We start from the raw sequence: 18,238 nt of genomic DNA, 5'->3' as shown, positions 1-18,238 counted from the left end.
GATCTCCTTAATTCGCTGCAAAGTAAGTGACACCTGCAACACCATTAATCGTCACTTCATCCGCTCGTTGACCGAGGGTGTACGCCGTCATCGTTGTACCGCCTTCACCAACCCCAACGTTTGATAGTGCAGGAGCCTGCGCTGCCATCGCTGGCCAGCGCTTGTTTGCATCATCTAACAAACCTTGCCAAGCTTGCCACACATTTTCCTCGTAATAACGGTCACTGTGGTCATAAGCCGCATCTGAAAAGGCTTGTAACTTTTGTGGATCGTTGAATAATTCAAGGAAGCGGTCAGCCATTTCAGACACAAATTCATCTTCTTGACCTTCTGGTGCCCAGGCCGTCAAATAACCATTCTCGCCATCAATAATCAAGTCATTTGGACCGTAGTTCACATTCGTCGATACACCCGGTAGCCCATTTGACATGGCTTCCATCATCGAAATGTTGAACCCTTCCATCATTGACGCTAGACCATACACTTGGTGTGAACGGTGAATAGCATACAGCTCATCACGATCCGTAACGTAGTCATGCAACGTCACAACTGGTGAATCCAAACGGCGGACTTCATTAATATCAGTCGTCTCTTCGCCCTTCTCATTCAACATCGTTGGCTTTGGTAGTCCATACTTATCGAACAAGTTAATCAAGTCCTTGTTGGTCTTATTGTTGCCAGTGTTGTCAAAGTAACCATAAACATCCAAGTGTGCATTTAGCCCCGGTTGCTTTTGGTTCGCAATCATCAAAGCTTCTGCTACTGCAGCAGGACGCTTATCTGGCGCTCGACGCACAATCATCAACACTGAATTTGGTTCACGATCAGCCATCGGCACACGGTTTGCCTCACGAATTTCAGCTGGGACAACCCCCACCGGAATTGTAAACGGTGTTGCCTTTGGTGCGTAACGTGCCACCACGTCAGCCGTTTGACGTGGCATCGCTGAAATAATTGCTTGATAGTCATTCATGTGCATGAAATCAAACTCATAATTGTTATTTTCATCAGTCGTCATAACATCACGAGTGTCCGAAGCGTGCAAATTATGCAAATGGAAGCCAATGTACGCTGGTCGATCCATATGCAACAAACCTTCATCTGCCGCCGTTGTTCGATCCATAATAAAGACATTTGGCTGTTCAGCTGAGTAGAAGTCATTATTCAAATCGTTCACAAATTCGGCCGTCAACTCATCAAAGGAATCAAAAATGTACGTCATCCCGTTTCGCTTGATCAACCGGTAACCCGCAATAAAGTTAACAAATTGTGGTGCCTCAAAGGGCTTAGCTTCAAACGGTTGTCCTGACATGCGTGCGTTATCGGCCAATTGATTTTGTGCATCAATATGTTGCCGGTTCATCAGCATCGTTTCAGACATACGCGGACCCTTGCGACGTAGAAACTCTTCAATCACTGGTCGGCCTTGACGGTCCACAAACACATTCGTATTAGGTGTACCATCTGGATCGATATATTGTTGGCGACTAATAAAGCCACGTGAATCATACGTATCAACCCGGAACAAATTACCAAAGTGTTCAAACACTTCCACCATCGTTACCCGATTCTCGTGTTCCAAGTCAACGTGAATACGCCCCAAAAAACGTGTTCGTTCAATATCTTCAAACGCCATAAACGTCTCAGGCTTATCAGCCATTGGCTCCACTACTGCAACTGGGCGACCACCCCATTCAACATCTTCAGCCGTCACGATGCGATCGGGCACATATTCTGTCCCTGCATAGTAATCATACATATTAATTACTTCAGCATCGTTTAGTTGCCATGCCAGCAAATCTCGATGACCATTGGCGTTGTAAACCCGGGTCACGATTTTAAATGACTGACCATTCTTACGGAATAACTTCCCGCGTTGCACTTGGGCGTGTTCAATCCCCGAGCCCTGTGCTGCAAGTCCCTCATTGACGAAAAAATTCATCGCACTTCCCTCTTCTTATCCATTTTAATAAAGTAGCCAATCAAACTTGTGATGCGAAACCACCGCTATTTCCAATCGCCACTGTCTTGATTTAAGTATACCAAAAAACGCCCGCAGATTAGTGCAGGCGTGTGTGCATTTTTATAGATTAGCGCGAACTTCTGACACGAAATATAATGACCCTGTGAACAAAATCATATCATTTTGCTTCGCGAGCGCTTTAACTGTCTGATAGGCCGTTTGCCAGTCCTGATGGACAGTAACCGTGTGTCCAGTCACTTGAGCGGCCGCCTCAGTCGGATCTAGAACCGTCCGACTGCCTGGGTTTTGAAAACCAACGACGTGGAGGTCCACATTAGGCAAGTCAGCCAACGTATGAAGCATTTCCGGATAAGCTTTATCCGCTAACGCCCCAAACAAGATATGGACAGTCCGTTGCTTAAAACGTCGCGCCAATGTTGCAGCTAATGCATCTACACCGTGCTGATTATGTGCACCATCTAGTACGGTTAATGGTGTGTTTGATACGCGTTCAAATCGAACCGGCCAAGTAACGATTGCCAAGGCCGTCTCAACCATCTCAGGTGTCAATTCACGACCAAGCAACTGCGCGGCTAACGTAGCTGCTTGGATGGCCACAGCGGCGTTTTCTATTTGGTAATCACCCATCAAATCTACGAACACATCTCGCTGTGTTACGGTACCTGACAAATTAAAACGTTCACCCCATTCAGTATCACCAGGCACCATGGCGACTTCAAATTCATGACCAAGCTCAAAAATCGGGGCACCTGCAGCCTTGGCGACCGTCGTTACGACTTGACGGGCTTCTTCTGGTAATCGTCCTGTTACTACCGGACGCTGACGTTGAATAATGCCCGCCTTTTGTGTGGCGATTTCAGCTAATGAATTGCCTAGCACCTGCATGTGATCCAACCCAACGGTTGTAATTACCGATAGCACTTTATCAGGAATTACCTCAGTCGTATCCCAGGTTCCCCCAACACCAACCTCCAAGACCACCACATCAACTGGATGTTCTGCAAAGTACACAAACATCATGGCTGTTAACGTTTCAAACTCAGTTGGACCACCGTCAGGCAATTCTTGGTCCAACGCTTCCGTAATTGGCGCAATGCGCTGCATAATCGCCAATAAGTCCGCATCCGGAATGTTACCGTCATTTCCTTGGACGCGTTCATTGAACGTCATAATAAAGGGTGATGTAAACATCCCCACCGTTAAACCCGTTTGCCGCAACAATTGGGCAATCATCTTACTAGTCGATCCTTTGCCATTCGTGCCAGTAATATGAATAAACTTAGAAGCCCGTTCTGGATGATCTAATCGATCGAGAAGTGCTTCAATTCTGGCAAAACTAGGTATTTTCTTCCACTTGTGACGTCCGTGAATATAGGCAATGGCGTCAGCTGCCGTTTCAATTGTAATCATCTGAACGGACCTCCTTTTTCATCTTTTCAATCCTAACACACCCAATCTCCCAGAGCGATTTTTTGGTGTAAAAAACGAGGCACCTGAACTCAGATACCTCGTCATATTGATTTTACTAATTGTCATCAGCGTCCCCGCCGATTATAAACCATTGTCCCTACCACGGTTACGACTAGTGCACCGCCAAAACTCAACGCCGCAATTTCTAAACTATGGGGCCGTTTGAACGTTTTCACAACTGTTTCTGTTAACATCGTCAACCAACGTCGTGGCGCAAACCACGCGCGATCTTGTCGTGCCAAATCTTGTTGCACACCATTTCGTACTGCAAACGGTAGCTGACGGACATCATCAGCCGTAATATGTTGCGTTGGCCCAAGTGCCATTGGATACATCACGTCATGCTTATTCGTACTATGTGTCAGCCCCATTGTATGGCCTAACTCATGCACAATAATCGTCCGAAGTTGCTGTTCCTGTGTGGCAAAGCCGTCCTGCTTAAACGCTCGATTGATATCTCGTTTATACAAGACAATTTCATAGGCTGGTTTCGTCAAGTTTCCCGTCTTTTTCGTCACCGCCACCGCATCGTCTTTTGCGACTCGGGCATCGTGTGCTGTATCCCAGACTACTGTCACATTCGTACGAGTTGGTTCCGCAGCATCAAACAAATCATCATCATTTAAAACTGTTTGCCATTCTTGAGTTGCCTCAAAAACGGCTTGTTTGACCTTATCGGGCATTTTAGCATTCCCAGAAACGCTAAAACGACCAGCTGGTGCCCCGGCAGCTGATACGTCAGTCATCGTGCCCACGGCGAGCAATATTGTTAGGCTGGCCAGCACCCATCGGCCAATTCGTTCGCTACGTCGCCACATAGTTCTCACTCTCTCTTACTTACGCTTTCGCGGTTTATTAAACCGACATAATGTAAGTATATCGGTTATCAGTGCCGTTTGCACGGACAATTTACGCTTTGACTGTTTCAAAAGTGCACAGGAATAGCAAAAGCGCCATCCACAAATGTGAACAGCGCTTTTACAAGTGTAATTTACTAACATTGTAACGACGAACAGCTTAAATTCGTTATTAACAATATATAAGATAATACTCTAAAAACCGACGACCTGCAAGCCTTTAGAAGTAACAATCTCATTTCAGGGTGGCTGGTGCAACTTCAGGCAAAAAACGTTTCTCTATGCTCTGTTTAAACGCCTGGCGTGTTTTCGGTCACCACTGCATTAAGTCAAAAATTTTCAGCACGCCTGTGGCGCACCGAGAAATTTTCGTCTTAATTCCGGATAACCGATTTTCTTGCTCCGCAAGAAAACCAACACTCTATGCTCTGTTTTTACTTCGCAGCCTGCAATTCGGCCAAACGAGACTCAGTTGCTGCCAACTTTGCTTGCCAGTCAGCTAGCTTCTCACGTTCTTCCGCAACCACAGCTTCAGGTGCGTTGTTCACGAACTTTTCGTTACCCAACTTACCTTCTGCACGCTTTACTTCACCAGCAAACTTTTTAACATCACCTTGCAAACGGGCAATTTCTTCATCCAAGTCAATCAACTCTTCCAAAGGCACATAAACTTCGGCACCAGAAATAATTTGCGTCATCGCCAACTTTGGTGCAGACACATCAGCAGAAATTTCAAGTGACTTTGGCTTTACGAAGCGGTTGATGTAGTCTGAGTTTTCATCAAAAATGCGTGCCAAGTTTTCATCTGACGTCTTGATCAAAACGTCGATTTCAGTTGACATTGGCGCATTTGCTTCCGTACGAATCGTACGAACAGCCTTGATCAAGTCAGTCAAGCTTTGGAAGTCAGCTTCAGCCGTTGGGTTATCCAACTCAGCCTTCTCTTCTGGGTAAGCAGCAACCACGATTGATTCACCATCATGTGGCATCTCTAGCCAGATAGCTTCCGTTACGAATGGCATTATTGGGTGTAGCAAACGCAATGTGTTGTCCAACACGTAAGCCAAAACAGCTTGCACATTCTTCTTGGCAGCTTCATCGTTTCCGTTCAACGTTTCCTTGGTCATTTCGATGTACCAGTCAGCGAAGTCGTTCCAGATGAAGTTGTACAATGAACGACCAGCCTCACCGAACTCGAACTTGTCAAAGTTCTTCGTTACTGAAGCAATTGTCTCGTTCAAACGTGACAAAATCCACTTGTCGGCCAACGTCAAAACTGACAAGTCAGCAGGCAACTCAGCCTTCGTTTCGTCATCCAAGTTCAGGATAACGTAACGTGAAGCGTTCCAAATCTTGTTGATGAAGTTCCAAGCTGAGTCCATCTTCGTGTATGAGAAACGAACGTCCAAACCTGGCGTTGAACCAGTTGCCAAGAACCAGCGCAATGCATCGGCACCGTACTTCTCGATGACATCCATTGGGTCAATTCCGTTACCCAATGACTTTGACATCTTGCGTCCTTGTTCGTCACGAATCAAACCGTGAATCAAAACGTTCTTAAATGGACGACGACCCGTGAATTCCTTTGATTGGAACATCATACGAGCAACCCAGAAGAAGATGATGTCGTATCCCGTAACCAACGTGTTGGTTGGGAAGTAACGCTTGAAGTCTGCGGCATCTTCATCAGGCCAACCCATCGTTGAGAATGGCCACAAAGCTGATGAGAACCACGTATCCAAAACGTCAGAGTCTTGCTCCCAGTTTTCGATATCCTCAGGTGCTTCCATACCAACATACATCTCACCCGTTTGCTTGTGGTACCAAGCTGGGATTTGGTGTCCCCACCAAAGTTGACGTGAGATAACCCAGTCGTGGATGTTATCCATCCAACGCGTGAAGGTATCTTCGAAACGTGGTGGGTAGAAGTCAACACGGTCGTCTGACTTTTGCATGTCCAAAGCCTGCTCAGCCAATGGTTGCATCTTAACGAACCATTGCGTTGACAAACGTGACTCAACTGGTACACCAGTACGCTCTGAGTGACCAACTGAGTGCACGATTGGCTCAATTTCAAGCATCCAGCCTTCAGCTTGCAAGTCGGCAACGATCGCCTTACGTGCGTCAAAGCGATCCATACCAACATACTTGCCGGCACGCTCGTTCATTGACGCATCTTCATTCATCGTGTTGATGCGCTCCAAGTCGTGACGGTTACCAACACCAAAGTCGTTAGGATCGTGGGCTGGTGTAATCTTCACCATTCCTGAACCAAATTCTGGGTCAACGTATTCATCGGCAATGATTGGAATCTCGCGACCAACAAGTGGTACGCGCACCATCTTACCAACCAAGTCCTTGTAACGCTCATCTGATGGGTGAACGGCAACGGCAACGTCACCAAACATCGTTTCAGGACGTGTCGTAGCAATTTCAATGTAGTCCTTACCATCGTAAGTTACCCCTTCTTCAACGAATGGGTACTTTACATGGTAGAAAGCACCTTCATCATCTTGGTGGATAACTTCAATATCTGACAAAGCCGTACGAGCCTTAGGATCCCAGTTGATGATGTACTCACCACGGTAGATCAAGCCCTTTTCGTACAACGTCACAAAGACCTTGCGAACAGCTTCTGACAATCCTTCGTCCAACGTGAAACGCTCACGTGAGTAGTCCAAAGAAAGTCCCATCTTACCCCATTGTGACTTGATGGTTGCAGCATATTCGTTCTTCCAGTCCCAAACTTGGTCAACGAACTTTTCGCGACCCAAGTCGTAACGTGACACACCTTGTTCAGCCAAACGTTGTTCAACCTTAGCTTGCGTTGCGATACCGGCGTGGTCCATTCCTGGCAACCACAATGTGTCAAAGCCTTGCATACGCTTTTGACGGATAATCATATCTTGCAACGTCGTGTCCCAAGCGTGTCCCAAGTGCAACTTACCTGTAACGTTTGGTGGTGGGATAACGATTGAGTAAGGACGAGCCTTATCGTTTCCTGATGGCTTAAAGCGGTTCTCTTGTACCCACTTGTCATAACGGCCAGCTTCAACAGCAGTAGCGTCATACTTTCCAGGCATATCAATTTCGCGCATGTGAAATTCTCCTTATGAATAATAGCTATCTTATATAACGGATGGTCGCAAATAAAAAACGCCCTAACCATACTAATTTGTATGATCAGGGCGACTTAATCGCGGTACCACCTGATTTAACGGGACTACTCCCGCTATCTCGTTAGAACTTAACGCGTTTCTCACGGCATCGACTACTCACGTTCACCGGTGCGGCCCACTAACTACTTTCACTTAAACTGATTGATGCACTTCTCATCACCTGTGCACTCGCTGGACAATCGACGTTTAACTTACTTTTTAGTGAATTGCTATAAACGATATTTTACGTTTATTTAGTTAGAAAAGCAAGGCATACCGCTCAAATGAAGCGTGACACCAAGCGCTCAATAAACGGCAGTAAAACCACCAGTACAAAGATGTACTTGTACCAGTTTAATGTGGTAATGATGCCATCAACTCGTTGTGTCAGAGCCTTCACCTCACCACGTAATTCTGTCAATTCGATGCGAATTTCCTTCAAATCAATCCGTATTTCCCTTACGGCATTGCGTAAGTCTTTGACACCTTGCTTTAATTCTTGAAAATCATGGTCCGTAAACTCCTCAAATTTCTCATCCGTCACATAACGCCCCCTTGTCTCTACCGACATGATATTTTCCCTTATTAATACCTAAAAAAATTTTGAAATTAGCCGTTCAATAAATGGCACCAATACCACAAGCACAAAAACGTACTTATACCAATTCAATGAGGCTACGATGCCGTCTACCCGCTGCGTAAGCACATTCAAGCTTCCTTGCATCTCACTTCGCAACTCTGTTAATTCAATCCGAATTTCTGTCACGTCGCCACGTAGTTCCTTCACCTCACCACGTAAATCTTTGATATCATCCTTCACTTCCTGAAAATCATGGCGCTTGAAGTCATTGAATTCTTCATATGTCACGTAGCGTTCTTTTGTCTCTGTCATAGATCCCCCATAGTTCAATCAATAGAAATAATGTATGAATCCCATTAACGCACCTAACACCACCGTCATAAGCCCCGTCGCTTGATAAATATATTTCCTAAAATTCTGTCGTGACTCTCGATTGGCCGCTTGGAAAGCTTGTACGACGTCCCGCAGCATCACTCGCATGTCTTCCTTAGTCGCAAACGTTTCGAGTGTTTTCTCTACATTTGCCATGCGCCAATTCAAAATTCGTAGTTCACCACGCGCTTTTGTCAACTCGACTCGAATTTCGGTCATGTCTGTACGCCATTCTTTGAGGCTATCATTTATTTTTCAACAATCGTGATGCTTGAAATCATTGCATGTCGTCTGCGTCTTATAGCGTTCCTTGTTTGCCATAACAGCCCCCCTACATTTAATTTAAATACTGCAAAATACTCATTAACACGCCCAAGACGGCCGTCATTACGCCGAGTGCACGATACATTCCCTTTCGATTTGCTGACGAGTGGTCATGGAACATCAACTGCATCTCGTCCTTAGTCGCAAACGTTTCGAGCGTCTTCTCCACGTTTGTCAGACGAGTATCCATAACCCGCAAGTCAGCTCGCATTTCGGTGACATCTTCGCGGAGATCTTTCAGGTCATCCTTTACTTCCTGAAAGTCGTGATGCTTGAAGTCATTGAATTCTTCATATGTCACGTAACGTTCTTTTGTCTCTGCCATAATGCCATCCCCCTGTTAATTGTTAACGGTATCGTTATATCCCCTTAAAGCAGGAAAGAGGTACCTGGCGATTGCCAGATACCTCTTTCGTTAATATATTCATTATAACAGAAATAAATTTTAGTCACAATGTAACTTTACAAGTCACCCGTCAAGAATTGCGCCTTACCTAAACCAAAGCTCCAATCCTCATCCGTGTTTGATACCAGATTAATCATCACGTCTTGTGGATCAATCCCCAAATCGCTATGAATGCGTGCCACCAACTCACGATAGAAGTTTTCCTTCTGTTCAGTTGTGCGTGGACGCGTACGAACTGACAAAGAAATAAATTGATTCGTTCGCGTAAAGCCAAGCCCTGTGTCTGCCATAATGAAATCTTCTGGCTCATGGTAGCTCACGATTTGGTAACGGTCCCCTTCAGGCGCACCAAACGTTTCACGCATCACTTCGTATGATAAGTCCAACAGTTGCTTCACACGTGACTTATCTTCCCAACCTGCCTTATATAAATCAAATCGTAGTAATGGCATTTTTTCGCCTCATTTCTTAAATTAACATACTGATTGCTTCTACCAATAAGTATACGCCGTATCCCAGTACAATGATTGCAGAAAGGATATTGACCCAGACCAAGACTCGTTTGGGTAGCCGATCTTTTAACAGATTCATCGTAATCGTGATGCCATTAAACCAAATAAAAGTCGCTATAATAACACCGATAATAAACGGCCACACTTGTGAATCTGCCAAAGTTCCGCGTAGTGCACCAAGCATCAAACTACCGTCGATCAATGCTTGTGGATTAGCCCACGACACAATAACCGCTGTCACCAGCGCCTTCTTCAAGGATACAGCATTTTGCTGCGTATTAAGTTGCACTGAATTGGCGCCTCGTAGAATGCCGTAACCAATCCACATTACTAACAAGCCCCCCAACAGCATCACAATTAGTTTGAGCGTATCATGAGAACTAATCAACGCCCCCATCCCGAAGAACGCGGCCATTGAAAACGCCGAATCAGCAATCCACACAAACAGGACGTACAAGAACGCCCGCCGCAAGCGATTGTTCATTGCGTTATTAAACACATACAAATTTTGCATGCCGATTGGTGCAACGAACGCAAAACCAATCATCATGCCTTTCAACAAGGTCATCATTATTTTTCACCCCAACATTTTCACTACCGATACAGTATACAGAAAATGACCGTCAGTAACCATTTGAAGTCAAAATTCAGTTCATCTAGTTTACAACACTAGATGTTCGCGTTATGATAGTTACAACAATAAAAAACGAAAACACGGAGGTGTGCATCATGCCTGTCTTAACAAATGAGAATCGCCGTTACTTAATTACCTATGAAACACTAAACGCCGTCACCCACGGACTTGGCGTATTAGCCGCCGTCGTTGGTGCAACATTGCTACTTTGGGAAAGCATGCACGCTGACTTTGACGGTTTTACAATGGCCGCCCTTTGGATTTACGCGGTTTCAATCATCACTTTCCTGCTTGCTTCAACCCTCTTTCATGCGTTGGTCTTCACCAAAGCTGGTAAGGTATTTCAATTCCTAGATCACTCTGGCATCTACCTAGTCATTTTGGGAAGTTACACGCCCTACACTTGGTTGTTCTTACCACATAATGTTGGCTGGCCAATTTGGGGCACAATTCTTGGGCTAACAATCGCCGGCATCGTCTACGACCTATTCTTCGTCGGGCGCTGGCCTTGGGTGTCGGTCCTCATTTACGTTGTAATGGGCTGGCTAATCATCTTAGCCTTTCCATCATTACACCATTCGTTAACACCGTTTGCATTTAATCTGCTATTAGCTGGTGGTATTACCTACACATTAGGTGCCGGCGTATACTTAATTCCAAAGTTGCCCATGAGTCACGTCTACTGGCACCTATTTGTCCTCGGTGGTGCTGCCTTAATGTACGTTTCAATCTTCAGCATGCTGTTCTAATAACGTAATCAAAATATAACGCCTCAACTATCTGTTTCGTAATAGTTGAGGCGTTTTTCTTTGTATGAGTCAATTGCAGCGTTCAACAGATTCATTACTCGACATCTGCTCCACACTAACAGAGAACATCTTGGCTGTCGCAACAGGCTTGGGTTGGCTCCGAAGCGTTCAAAAATCGGCAACATGCCGCATGGCCGGCGCTATTCAGGCAAGCCCACACAGACCTGAAGGCTTTAGGGGGAATTATTTGCCCCGCTGAATGGCGTCCGCGCCATTCGGTTGCCGAGTTTTTGAACAAAGTCGGAGGTGCCAACCCAAGCCTGTTGCTCGTGCGGTAGCACGACCCATCCACCAAATTAAAAAGCCTGCAGACTAAATCCACAGACTTTTAATATTATTGTTTCGTCGTACCTGACGTGACCCACTTGGTAAAGTCTTGATTATCACCAATTTGACCACCTTGTTGGTGATTCGTGTAATCATTCTTTTGTTGTTGTGAGAACGTACCCCAGACCGAGCCACCGATATAGTAACGACTTGCATTGAGCAACAAATCCTTCATCGACGTATTGTCTGCCAAGGTCCCAGCATTCTTCAATTGATCACCCGTCCAATAACCGGCAACCGCAAACTCAGTACCATCTTCCAACTTAACTTGACGCGCCACATAAATGTCCGTCATCTTACCCGTCTTGGCAGCTGCCTTCAAAATCGCAACCGCTGATTTCGCATAAGCACCTGTGTAGGCATCAAAATCCTGATTTGCATTATCAGCTAACACAACTTGGGCTGACGTTGCACCAACGTTCGTTGACAACACTGCCGGCGCTCCATCGACGCCCTTCAAAGTTGCAGCAACGTCAAACTTATCAGCAGCACTGCTTGCTGAACTAGCGCTCGCCGAACTTGATGATGAAGATGAAGCCTTGCTAGAACTGCTTGATGCCTTGTCATGCGCTTGCTTACTTGAAGTGGTAGCTGACTTAGCAGCGCTAGCCGTCTTTTCAGACGATGACTTTGTCGTCTTTTTCACTGTCGAAGAAGCCTCTTTAGCGCGATTTGATTCATTGCTTTTTGTGCCATTCGTGACAATCGCAAATACAACTGCGACCGCTGCTAAAACCATAATGGCTGCAACAATCACCCGTTTATCCTTAAACATACGGTTATCCTCGTCTTCTCTTAAACTTATCTTTACTATTCTAACATAACCTCTTGCACAATTTTGCTGGCTTGTGCATAATAATAACTGTATTGACGCCTCCTTAGCTCAGCTGGTTAGAGCAACGGACTTTTAATCCGCGGGTCCAGGGTTCGAATCCCTGAGGGGGTATAAACCGTCAATGAAAAAACGACATTCAGAGCACACGCTCTGGATGTCGTTTTTGTTTTTTGATTACTTTCCAAATAACTTTGAGAAAAAGCCACGAATACCGCTTGGCTTCTCTTGTTGGCGAGTTGTTGGTTCCTCTTCCACAACTTCTTCTGGAATATCAACGGGCGCGGTTTCCGCTGCTGGCTCAAACGGACGTGGTGTCTGTTCAGCCGTTGCTTGCTGAGCCACGGCCTGCTGTTCCTTTTCCTTAGCAACGTACTCAGCAATCATGTCATCTGTTAATGCTGGCATGACAAGCGTCTTGGTCGTAACGCCTAGACCAACCTTGGTAGTCGCCGTCTTGCCAGTAATTCGACTCTTCGCAATCACTTCAACCTGTGCAGGTGTCGTGTTCTCAGGTAGCACCAACTCGAATTCGTGGCTATTATCAACTAATAAAAAGACCGGATCATCTTCTTCATTCAGTTTAACAGTCACATCTACATCAGGCTGATTAACACGACCTTCCAGCAAGCGTTGGTTGTCTTGCGTTGAAATAATTGCCGTTACAACTGGCGCTGGAATATCAATCGTCAACGTGACTGTTTCCTTTGACGCAACATCCCCAGGCAACTGGGCCTCCACCAAAATGTCACCATCAATTACGCCAACTGGCGCCTTGGTCACGAAATCACCTTGGTTGTCTGAAACAACCGTATCATATTTACCATTTGGATACTTCACATTGATAACAGCTGCTGGTACCCCAACGTGTCCAATGACCGTCGTCCCTAGGCTATTTGTCAAAGTTGAAGCAACTAAATTTACTTTTGTTTCACTCATTATGAGATCCTCATCTCTTTAACTGTTTATCTTTACCTTCTATTGTAACAGAAAAACCATGGGCAGCACCCATGGTTTCGCTGACCTACTAGTAAGAGATCACCCTAGCAGGTCTGTATGGTTATATGAGGTAAAGGAACAGGCCATTGGTTAGATGGCTAAAAAGATAAACTGTTCTTTACGTATCATTAATTATACCCTTTTCCACCAACGCAAACGAAAAATCCCTAAAAAAGGAACGTTCTTAATTTGTTGTCGTACCGGGCAGATTATTTAACTGCCATGTTAATGAACCGGCGTACGTTTTACCAGCTTGAACGCCCGTAATATTCGTCATGCCAACCGAATCTAGCGTCACATCAAAATCAACATTGTCAGCTGTCGCCCGTAATAGCTCTGTACTATCACCTGCCACAACTGCTTGATCAACCCCCTGATTATTCACAGCGTCCTCGCCAGTCAATTGCAAGGTTGGTGCAAAACTACTCGTCCCATCCAAAGCCGTCCACTTGCTAGCTAATAAGCGCAAGGATTGTCCTTTCGTGACGGTACCCGTAACACGTAGCCCGGTATCAGCTTTAATCACACTTGTTGCCTGAATATCAGTGACATTCGGTGTCCCAAAAGATAAGCTTGTCTTGTCTACACTGACCTTGCCTTGTGTCGTTGGTGCTGGATTGCTTAGTACAACTGGCGCGCTGGCATTAGGATTGTCGAGAATATCTTGTACCTTTGACAAGTCATCAGCGCCAACAACTTTCGTAATCGTTTCTTTTTGTTCCGGTGTTAAGTTCGCGACAACAGATGGTTTTGTTGCGGCAATCGTTGCCAACGTGTCCGCATCTAGTTGCCCCGCCTCAGCCAAATTATTAATCAACCCCGATGTAATCGCATCTGGGTTGGTTGCCCCAACTTTACTAATCACATCAGGCGAAATAGCTGTCGCATTTGTGCTGGCCAAATGTTCCAATGTATCTGACGTAATGGCTGCCGGATTATTCGTTGCCAGTTTCGTCAACGTATCCGCATCCACAACATTGGGGTTGGCCTTCACAATTTGCGTCACACTATCACCCGTCAGTGCGCTGGCATTTGACGTCACTAGTGTCGCCATGACCTTATCATCAACCAACGTGGGCTTGGTCGTTGCAATTTTGTCCACAGTCGACGAGTCCAACTGGTCTGCAACCTTATTTAACCCACTCGCGTTGACATTAACATCATTCCAACCATCATTTATCGACGCTGTAATTAATTGATTCGTGGCTGTGTCGCTGAGCTCCAACCCACCTTTACCCGAATTCAAGGCCGAAGCCAAAATTTTGTGCGTACTTGGATCTAAATTTGTAAAGTCAGCATTCGACAAATCTACCGTTGCTTGGTTGAAAACGCCCTCCGCATTCGTTGTGATTTTCGAAATTGCATTTCCGGCTAAATTCAACGTTGCCAGATTGTTTTGCACATTCTGTAAAATTTGCGTATCCAGGACTGTTAACTGATTCGATTGTAAATCCAAATTAGTCAGAGCAGGTAAATTCAACGCGTAGTTATAGTAGGTCCAGGCATTGCTCTGGACCTCGTTCGCAATAATCGGATTAAACCCTAAGGCCAACGACTGCAAGGTTGCTGATTTGTTGACCATCATACCAATAAGTAACCCAGCTTTACTAAAGCCACTATCAAAAGGCACTTTTGAAAAGGCACCTGTTAAGTCTAATGTGGTCAACTTAGGGTTTGTGGCAATCAGAGCCACAAGTTGATTAAGCCAAATATTCGCTGTCGTATAAACTGTCTGACGATTACCTTGCTGATCCCATTGATCAGTCGCATAACCACCATTCTTTAATAAGTTCACCATATCTGTCCGACGACTATCGCTGATGAAATTTTGCGATACCAAACTGGTTGGCGTTTGTGAATTGCTATCGGCTAACGCACCCGCGTTCACCATTTGTACGGACCCAATCGCCGTTGCAACCGCGTCGTTGGTCATCGACGTATATGTCCCATCAACATCCTTTACCCGATTAGCCAAAGACACCGTTGTTAAATCACGGAAATCTGCCACGGTAAAATTAGTAACCGTTTTACCATTTGCTTTGGGCGTCTTACCGTTGGTAGCGACACTATTATCAATAATCGCTTGAATAACTGCACTTGGAATCTTATAAACCGTTAAGAGATTCTGGGTGTAATCATCTGCCGCATGAACCGTGTCATAAGATAAAGGTGACAACGAGCTGAAAGTTGAGAATGTGGCTATATTTGTCCCGATTGCGCCAACGACTGACGCTAACATCAGTATACTCATGACCCGCTTTTTCATAACGGCACATCCCCCTTTCAATTCATCTTCCTATCTATCAGATTAACCTACTTTTAGTCAGTTAATCACGGTGTCCCAAATCCCCCAAAAGACCTTTTCGGGTCCGAGAACCCCCTGTCATGGTGCATATTTATCTGTCCCAGATAACAAAAAGGGACACCTTATTCACAAGATGTCCCTTTTGCTATTATTGTTGTGTGGCACTCTGCGTATTGCTGAGTTGCCAATTGATTGTCCCGGTGTAGGCTTGTCCAGCAACAGCACCATCAAAATGCGTCATCTGAATCGATCCCATTTGTACGTCAAACGTTTGAGCCGCCGTCGCGTTACCAACTAATACCTTTGTACGACCATCGGACGTTAATTGGATGGCATCCAGCGCTTTGTTATTTGCTTTGTCTTGCACTGTGCCAAAGGTTAACGTTGGTTGGAATTGATGCTGACCATCAGCGGTTTGCCAAGCCGTTGCCGATACTGCTAGTGACCACGACTTGGGGATGGTTCCAGCCACTTCGATAGCTGTCGGTGACGTAATAACATCATCTGTACCACCAAGATTAACCTGGCCAAACCCAATGTTACCACCAGACACTGCAACTGATCCTTGCGTGTCTGATTGCGGTGCAACAACCGGTGTATCCGTCGCCGGCTTAGCGGCCTCAGAGTTAGGGACCGTAGTCGGATTGTTGACAACATCACCAACCTTGTCACTTCCACCAGCCGCGGCAATAACTTTCTCCTTATCATCATCTGACAAGCCCGTTAACGCCGCTGGATTATTAACTGCAATGGTTTTCAAAGCAGTCGCATCCAATGCCCCTGCATCAGCCAATTTCGTCACCAAATCTGGCGTTAACGTGGCTGGATTCTGCGTGGCAACCGTCGCAATGACGGTTGCATCAATCGCGTCGGGATGCGTCTTAGCAATCGTTGCCAAAGTCGTCGCATCCAATGCGTCGGCATTATTCGCTGCCACAGCTGCCAATGAAGTTGACGTAATCGCATCGGGACTCGTCTTCGCGACCGTTGCAAGGACGTCTGCGTTCAGGGCTGCCCCGTTACCTTTGGCAATTGCTGACAACGAATCCGCCGTAATCGCCGTTGGATTGGAATTGACCACCTGTGATACGACGGCCGGGCTCAAAGCATCGGCACTACCTGATGCAATCGCCGACAGTGAATCTGATGTAATCGCATCGGGCTGCTTTTCTAAGATGCTTGATACCAAATTACTGGTTAACGCCCCAGCACTATTTTGCGCAATTGCCGACAGCGAATCTGACGTAATCGCAGTCGGCTTATTTGCTAGCACTGATGACACCACCTTATCATCGATTGCAGTCGCATTATTCGCCGCAATCGATGAAAGCGCATCGGCCGTAATCGCGTTGGCATTTTTATCTGCCAAGCTGGTTAAGGTGTTGGCGCTCAATGCATCGGCGTTCGTTGTCGCCAATGTTTGAAGGACGTTGGACGTCACAGCCGTTGCGTTTTGACTAACAATCGTCGTCACCGTACTACCCGATAGTTGCGGTGCAATCGACTGGAACCCAGCTGAACTAACCCCTGGCCAGGCACTTTGACTCGCCAATTGATTCGTAGCCAAATCATTGGCCGTCTTATCATCCAAAGTCAACGACGCACCACCGGAATTCAGGGCTGAAGCGATAACATAAGCTGTATTGCCAGAGACGTTTAGGTTTTCACTACCTGCCAAATTAACACTACCACCATCTGATTTCGACGCGTTTGAAAAGACCGAACCGTTATTGTAGTCAATCGAGGTAATGTTATTACCACCCAAATTCAATGCTGAAATTTGTGAGCCAATTCCCGATAAAATATTACCATCTAGCGTTGTAAAATCATTATTCGACAAATCCAGGTCTGTGACCGAATTTGAGGTTAACGTATTTGACCGGAACAAATAGTAGGCTGAGCCATCAATGGCAGCAGAACCTTGTTGATCAGACCCTAACCGATTGCCACCTAAGTTTAAGGTCTTCAAATTTGTTAGTTTATTAGTTTGAACCAAAGCCATTGTGGCCATGTGTACGGTGCTATACGCACTCTGCGTAGGCACCTTTGATAACATCCCCGTTAAATCAAGAGTTGTTGCATTTGTGGCTGAATTAATTACTGCCATCAACACGTTCAAAATAGGGGTTGGCGTGTAGTATTGATCACCACCGCTCCACTTAGGCACACCTTTATCAAGAATTGTGCTAACAGCTGTCTGCCCCGTCGACAAATAATCGGCACCGAGCACGACATCATTTGTCACAACCGGAGACGCGCCACCAGTCGTTGCTGTGTAATCCAATGATCCTAGCCAATCAGCCACATTACTGTTAGCTTTCGATGTGTATGTGCCATCCGCATTTTTAGTACGCGTTGCTAGCGACAGCGTCTTCAACTTTTGTACATCACCCAACGTAAAGGTATTCACTGTTTCACCCGCGGCAGTCGGCGTGCGGTCATCACTCTCGAGACTATTGTCGAGCATCGTTTGGATAACTGCTTTGGGAATTCCCAATTGCAAGAGCGTCGTCGAAGCCGTATCGGCCCGCACCACTTGGTTAGGTTGCGCCATAGTTGCTTCATAACCAACTACGCCACCAAATTCCAACCCAATTAATGTCAAAAAGGCGACGACTGCCCGTAAGCGCCTCTTATTCAAGCGTACATTTACCATGACAATCGTCCCC

At 45.8% G+C, this 18,238-nt stretch carries 15 protein-coding genes, 1 tRNA gene and 1 other annotated feature; of the genes, 2 read left to right on the top strand and 14 right to left on the bottom strand.

Features of this window, described 5'->3' with window-relative positions:
- Positions 1-7: 7 nt before the first annotated feature.
- From ESE_RS0107545 to ESE_RS0107500, 10 genes are all read right to left on the bottom strand, one after another.
- Entirely contained in the window at positions 8-1,942 is a 1,935-nt protein-coding gene (locus ESE_RS0107545) for a glycosyltransferase (RefSeq protein WP_010373510.1), read from the bottom strand.
- Positions 1,943-2,083: 141 nt separating this feature from the next.
- A complete protein-coding gene (locus ESE_RS0107540; RefSeq protein ID WP_010373508.1) occupies positions 2,084-3,394 on the bottom strand; it encodes a bifunctional folylpolyglutamate synthase/dihydrofolate synthase in 1,311 nt (436 codons plus the stop codon).
- Between the two features lie 125 nt (positions 3,395-3,519).
- Complete coding sequence (locus tag ESE_RS0107535) at positions 3,520-4,272, bottom strand: matrixin family metalloprotease (protein ID WP_010373506.1); 753 nt, start codon at positions 4,270-4,272, stop codon at positions 3,520-3,522.
- Positions 4,273-4,745: 473 nt separating this feature from the next.
- Positions 4,746-7,409: a valine--tRNA ligase gene (locus tag ESE_RS0107530; RefSeq protein WP_010373504.1), complete on the bottom strand. Its 2,664-nt coding sequence runs from the start codon at positions 7,407-7,409 to the stop codon at positions 4,746-4,748.
- 83 nt (positions 7,410-7,492) lie between these two features.
- Positions 7,493-7,706, bottom strand: a binding site (T-box leader).
- Between the two features lie 43 nt (positions 7,707-7,749).
- Positions 7,750-8,013, bottom strand: a complete 264-nt coding sequence (locus ESE_RS0107525) for a hypothetical protein (RefSeq protein ID WP_010373503.1) — start codon at positions 8,011-8,013, stop codon at positions 7,750-7,752.
- Between the two features lie 48 nt (positions 8,014-8,061).
- A complete protein-coding gene (locus tag ESE_RS0107520; RefSeq protein WP_010373501.1) occupies positions 8,062-8,361 on the bottom strand; it encodes a hypothetical protein in 300 nt (99 codons plus the stop codon).
- Between the two features lie 18 nt (positions 8,362-8,379).
- Positions 8,380-8,640, bottom strand: coding sequence for a hypothetical protein (locus tag ESE_RS0107515; RefSeq protein ID WP_010373499.1), 261 nt, complete (start codon positions 8,638-8,640; stop codon positions 8,380-8,382).
- A 118-nt stretch (positions 8,641-8,758) separates the two neighbouring features.
- Complete coding sequence (locus ESE_RS11560) at positions 8,759-9,070, bottom strand: hypothetical protein (protein WP_010373496.1); 312 nt, start codon at positions 9,068-9,070, stop codon at positions 8,759-8,761.
- A gap of 137 nt (positions 9,071-9,207) precedes the next feature.
- Positions 9,208-9,603, bottom strand: a complete 396-nt coding sequence (locus ESE_RS0107505; protein ID WP_010373494.1) for a tautomerase family protein — start codon at positions 9,601-9,603, stop codon at positions 9,208-9,210.
- Positions 9,604-9,619: 16 nt separating this feature from the next.
- Positions 9,620-10,234, bottom strand: a complete 615-nt coding sequence (locus ESE_RS0107500) for a LysE/ArgO family amino acid transporter (RefSeq protein ID WP_010373492.1) — start codon at positions 10,232-10,234, stop codon at positions 9,620-9,622.
- A gap of 158 nt (positions 10,235-10,392) precedes the next feature.
- Between ESE_RS0107500 and trhA the strand changes: the two genes are divergently transcribed.
- Positions 10,393-11,046: a PAQR family membrane homeostasis protein TrhA gene (trhA, locus tag ESE_RS0107495; protein ID WP_010373491.1), complete on the top strand. Its 654-nt coding sequence runs from the start codon at positions 10,393-10,395 to the stop codon at positions 11,044-11,046.
- A 394-nt stretch (positions 11,047-11,440) separates the two neighbouring features.
- Here trhA and ESE_RS0107490 read toward each other — a convergent pair whose 3' ends face one another.
- Entirely contained in the window at positions 11,441-12,208 is a 768-nt protein-coding gene (locus ESE_RS0107490) for a hypothetical protein (protein ID WP_010373489.1), read from the bottom strand.
- Positions 12,209-12,305: 97 nt separating this feature from the next.
- Between ESE_RS0107490 and ESE_RS0107485 the strand changes: the two genes are divergently transcribed.
- Positions 12,306-12,379, top strand: a tRNA-Lys gene (locus ESE_RS0107485).
- Positions 12,380-12,442: 63 nt separating this feature from the next.
- Here the strand turns inward: ESE_RS0107485 and ESE_RS0107480 are convergent.
- The 3 genes from ESE_RS0107480 to ESE_RS0107470 all read right to left on the bottom strand — a co-directional run bounded on the left by ESE_RS0107480 (position 12,443) and on the right by ESE_RS0107470 (position 18,225).
- On the bottom strand, positions 12,443-13,204 hold the full coding sequence (locus ESE_RS0107480) for a hypothetical protein (RefSeq protein WP_010373488.1): 762 nt from the start codon (positions 13,202-13,204) through the stop codon (positions 12,443-12,445).
- A gap of 244 nt (positions 13,205-13,448) precedes the next feature.
- Complete coding sequence (locus ESE_RS0107475; RefSeq protein WP_010373486.1) at positions 13,449-15,530, bottom strand: leucine-rich repeat domain-containing protein; 2,082 nt, start codon at positions 15,528-15,530, stop codon at positions 13,449-13,451.
- A 187-nt stretch (positions 15,531-15,717) separates the two neighbouring features.
- Positions 15,718-18,225: a beta strand repeat-containing protein gene (locus ESE_RS0107470; protein WP_010373485.1), complete on the bottom strand. Its 2,508-nt coding sequence runs from the start codon at positions 18,223-18,225 to the stop codon at positions 15,718-15,720.
- Positions 18,226-18,238: the final 13 nt, after the last annotated feature.

Source organism: Weissella cibaria KACC 11862 (assembly GCF_000193635.1).
Taxonomy (GTDB): Bacteria; Bacillota; Bacilli; order Lactobacillales; family Lactobacillaceae; genus Weissella; species Weissella cibaria.
This window is presented reverse-complemented; position numbering and strand designations above follow the sequence as displayed.

Coding starts and splice junctions, on each gene's coding strand:
- ESE_RS0107545 (WP_010373510.1), bottom strand. CDS start 1,942: ATGAATTTTTTCGTCAATGAGGGACTTGCAGCACAGGGCTCGGGGATT.
- ESE_RS0107540 (WP_010373508.1), bottom strand. CDS start 3,394: ATGATTACAATTGAAACGGCAGCTGACGCCATTGCCTATATTCACGGA.
- ESE_RS0107535 (WP_010373506.1), bottom strand. CDS start 4,272: ATGTGGCGACGTAGCGAACGAATTGGCCGATGGGTGCTGGCCAGCCTA.
- ESE_RS0107530 (WP_010373504.1), bottom strand. CDS start 7,409: ATGCGCGAAATTGATATGCCTGGAAAGTATGACGCTACTGCTGTTGAA.
- ESE_RS0107520 (WP_010373501.1), bottom strand. CDS start 8,361: ATGACAGAGACAAAAGAACGCTACGTGACATATGAAGAATTCAATGAC.
- ESE_RS0107515 (WP_010373499.1), bottom strand. CDS start 8,640: ATGACCGAAATTCGAGTCGAGTTGACAAAAGCGCGTGGTGAACTACGA.
- ESE_RS11560 (WP_010373496.1), bottom strand. CDS start 9,070: ATGGCAGAGACAAAAGAACGTTACGTGACATATGAAGAATTCAATGAC.
- ESE_RS0107505 (WP_010373494.1), bottom strand. CDS start 9,603: ATGCCATTACTACGATTTGATTTATATAAGGCAGGTTGGGAAGATAAG.
- ESE_RS0107500 (WP_010373492.1), bottom strand. CDS start 10,234: ATGATGACCTTGTTGAAAGGCATGATGATTGGTTTTGCGTTCGTTGCA.
- trhA (WP_010373491.1), top strand. CDS start 10,393: ATGCCTGTCTTAACAAATGAGAATCGCCGTTACTTAATTACCTATGAA.
- ESE_RS0107490 (WP_010373489.1), bottom strand. CDS start 12,208: ATGTTTAAGGATAAACGGGTGATTGTTGCAGCCATTATGGTTTTAGCA.
- ESE_RS0107480 (WP_010373488.1), bottom strand. CDS start 13,204: ATGAGTGAAACAAAAGTAAATTTAGTTGCTTCAACTTTGACAAATAGC.
- ESE_RS0107475 (WP_010373486.1), bottom strand. CDS start 15,530: ATGAAAAAGCGGGTCATGAGTATACTGATGTTAGCGTCAGTCGTTGGC.
- ESE_RS0107470 (WP_010373485.1), bottom strand. CDS start 18,225: ATGGTAAATGTACGCTTGAATAAGAGGCGCTTACGGGCAGTCGTCGCC.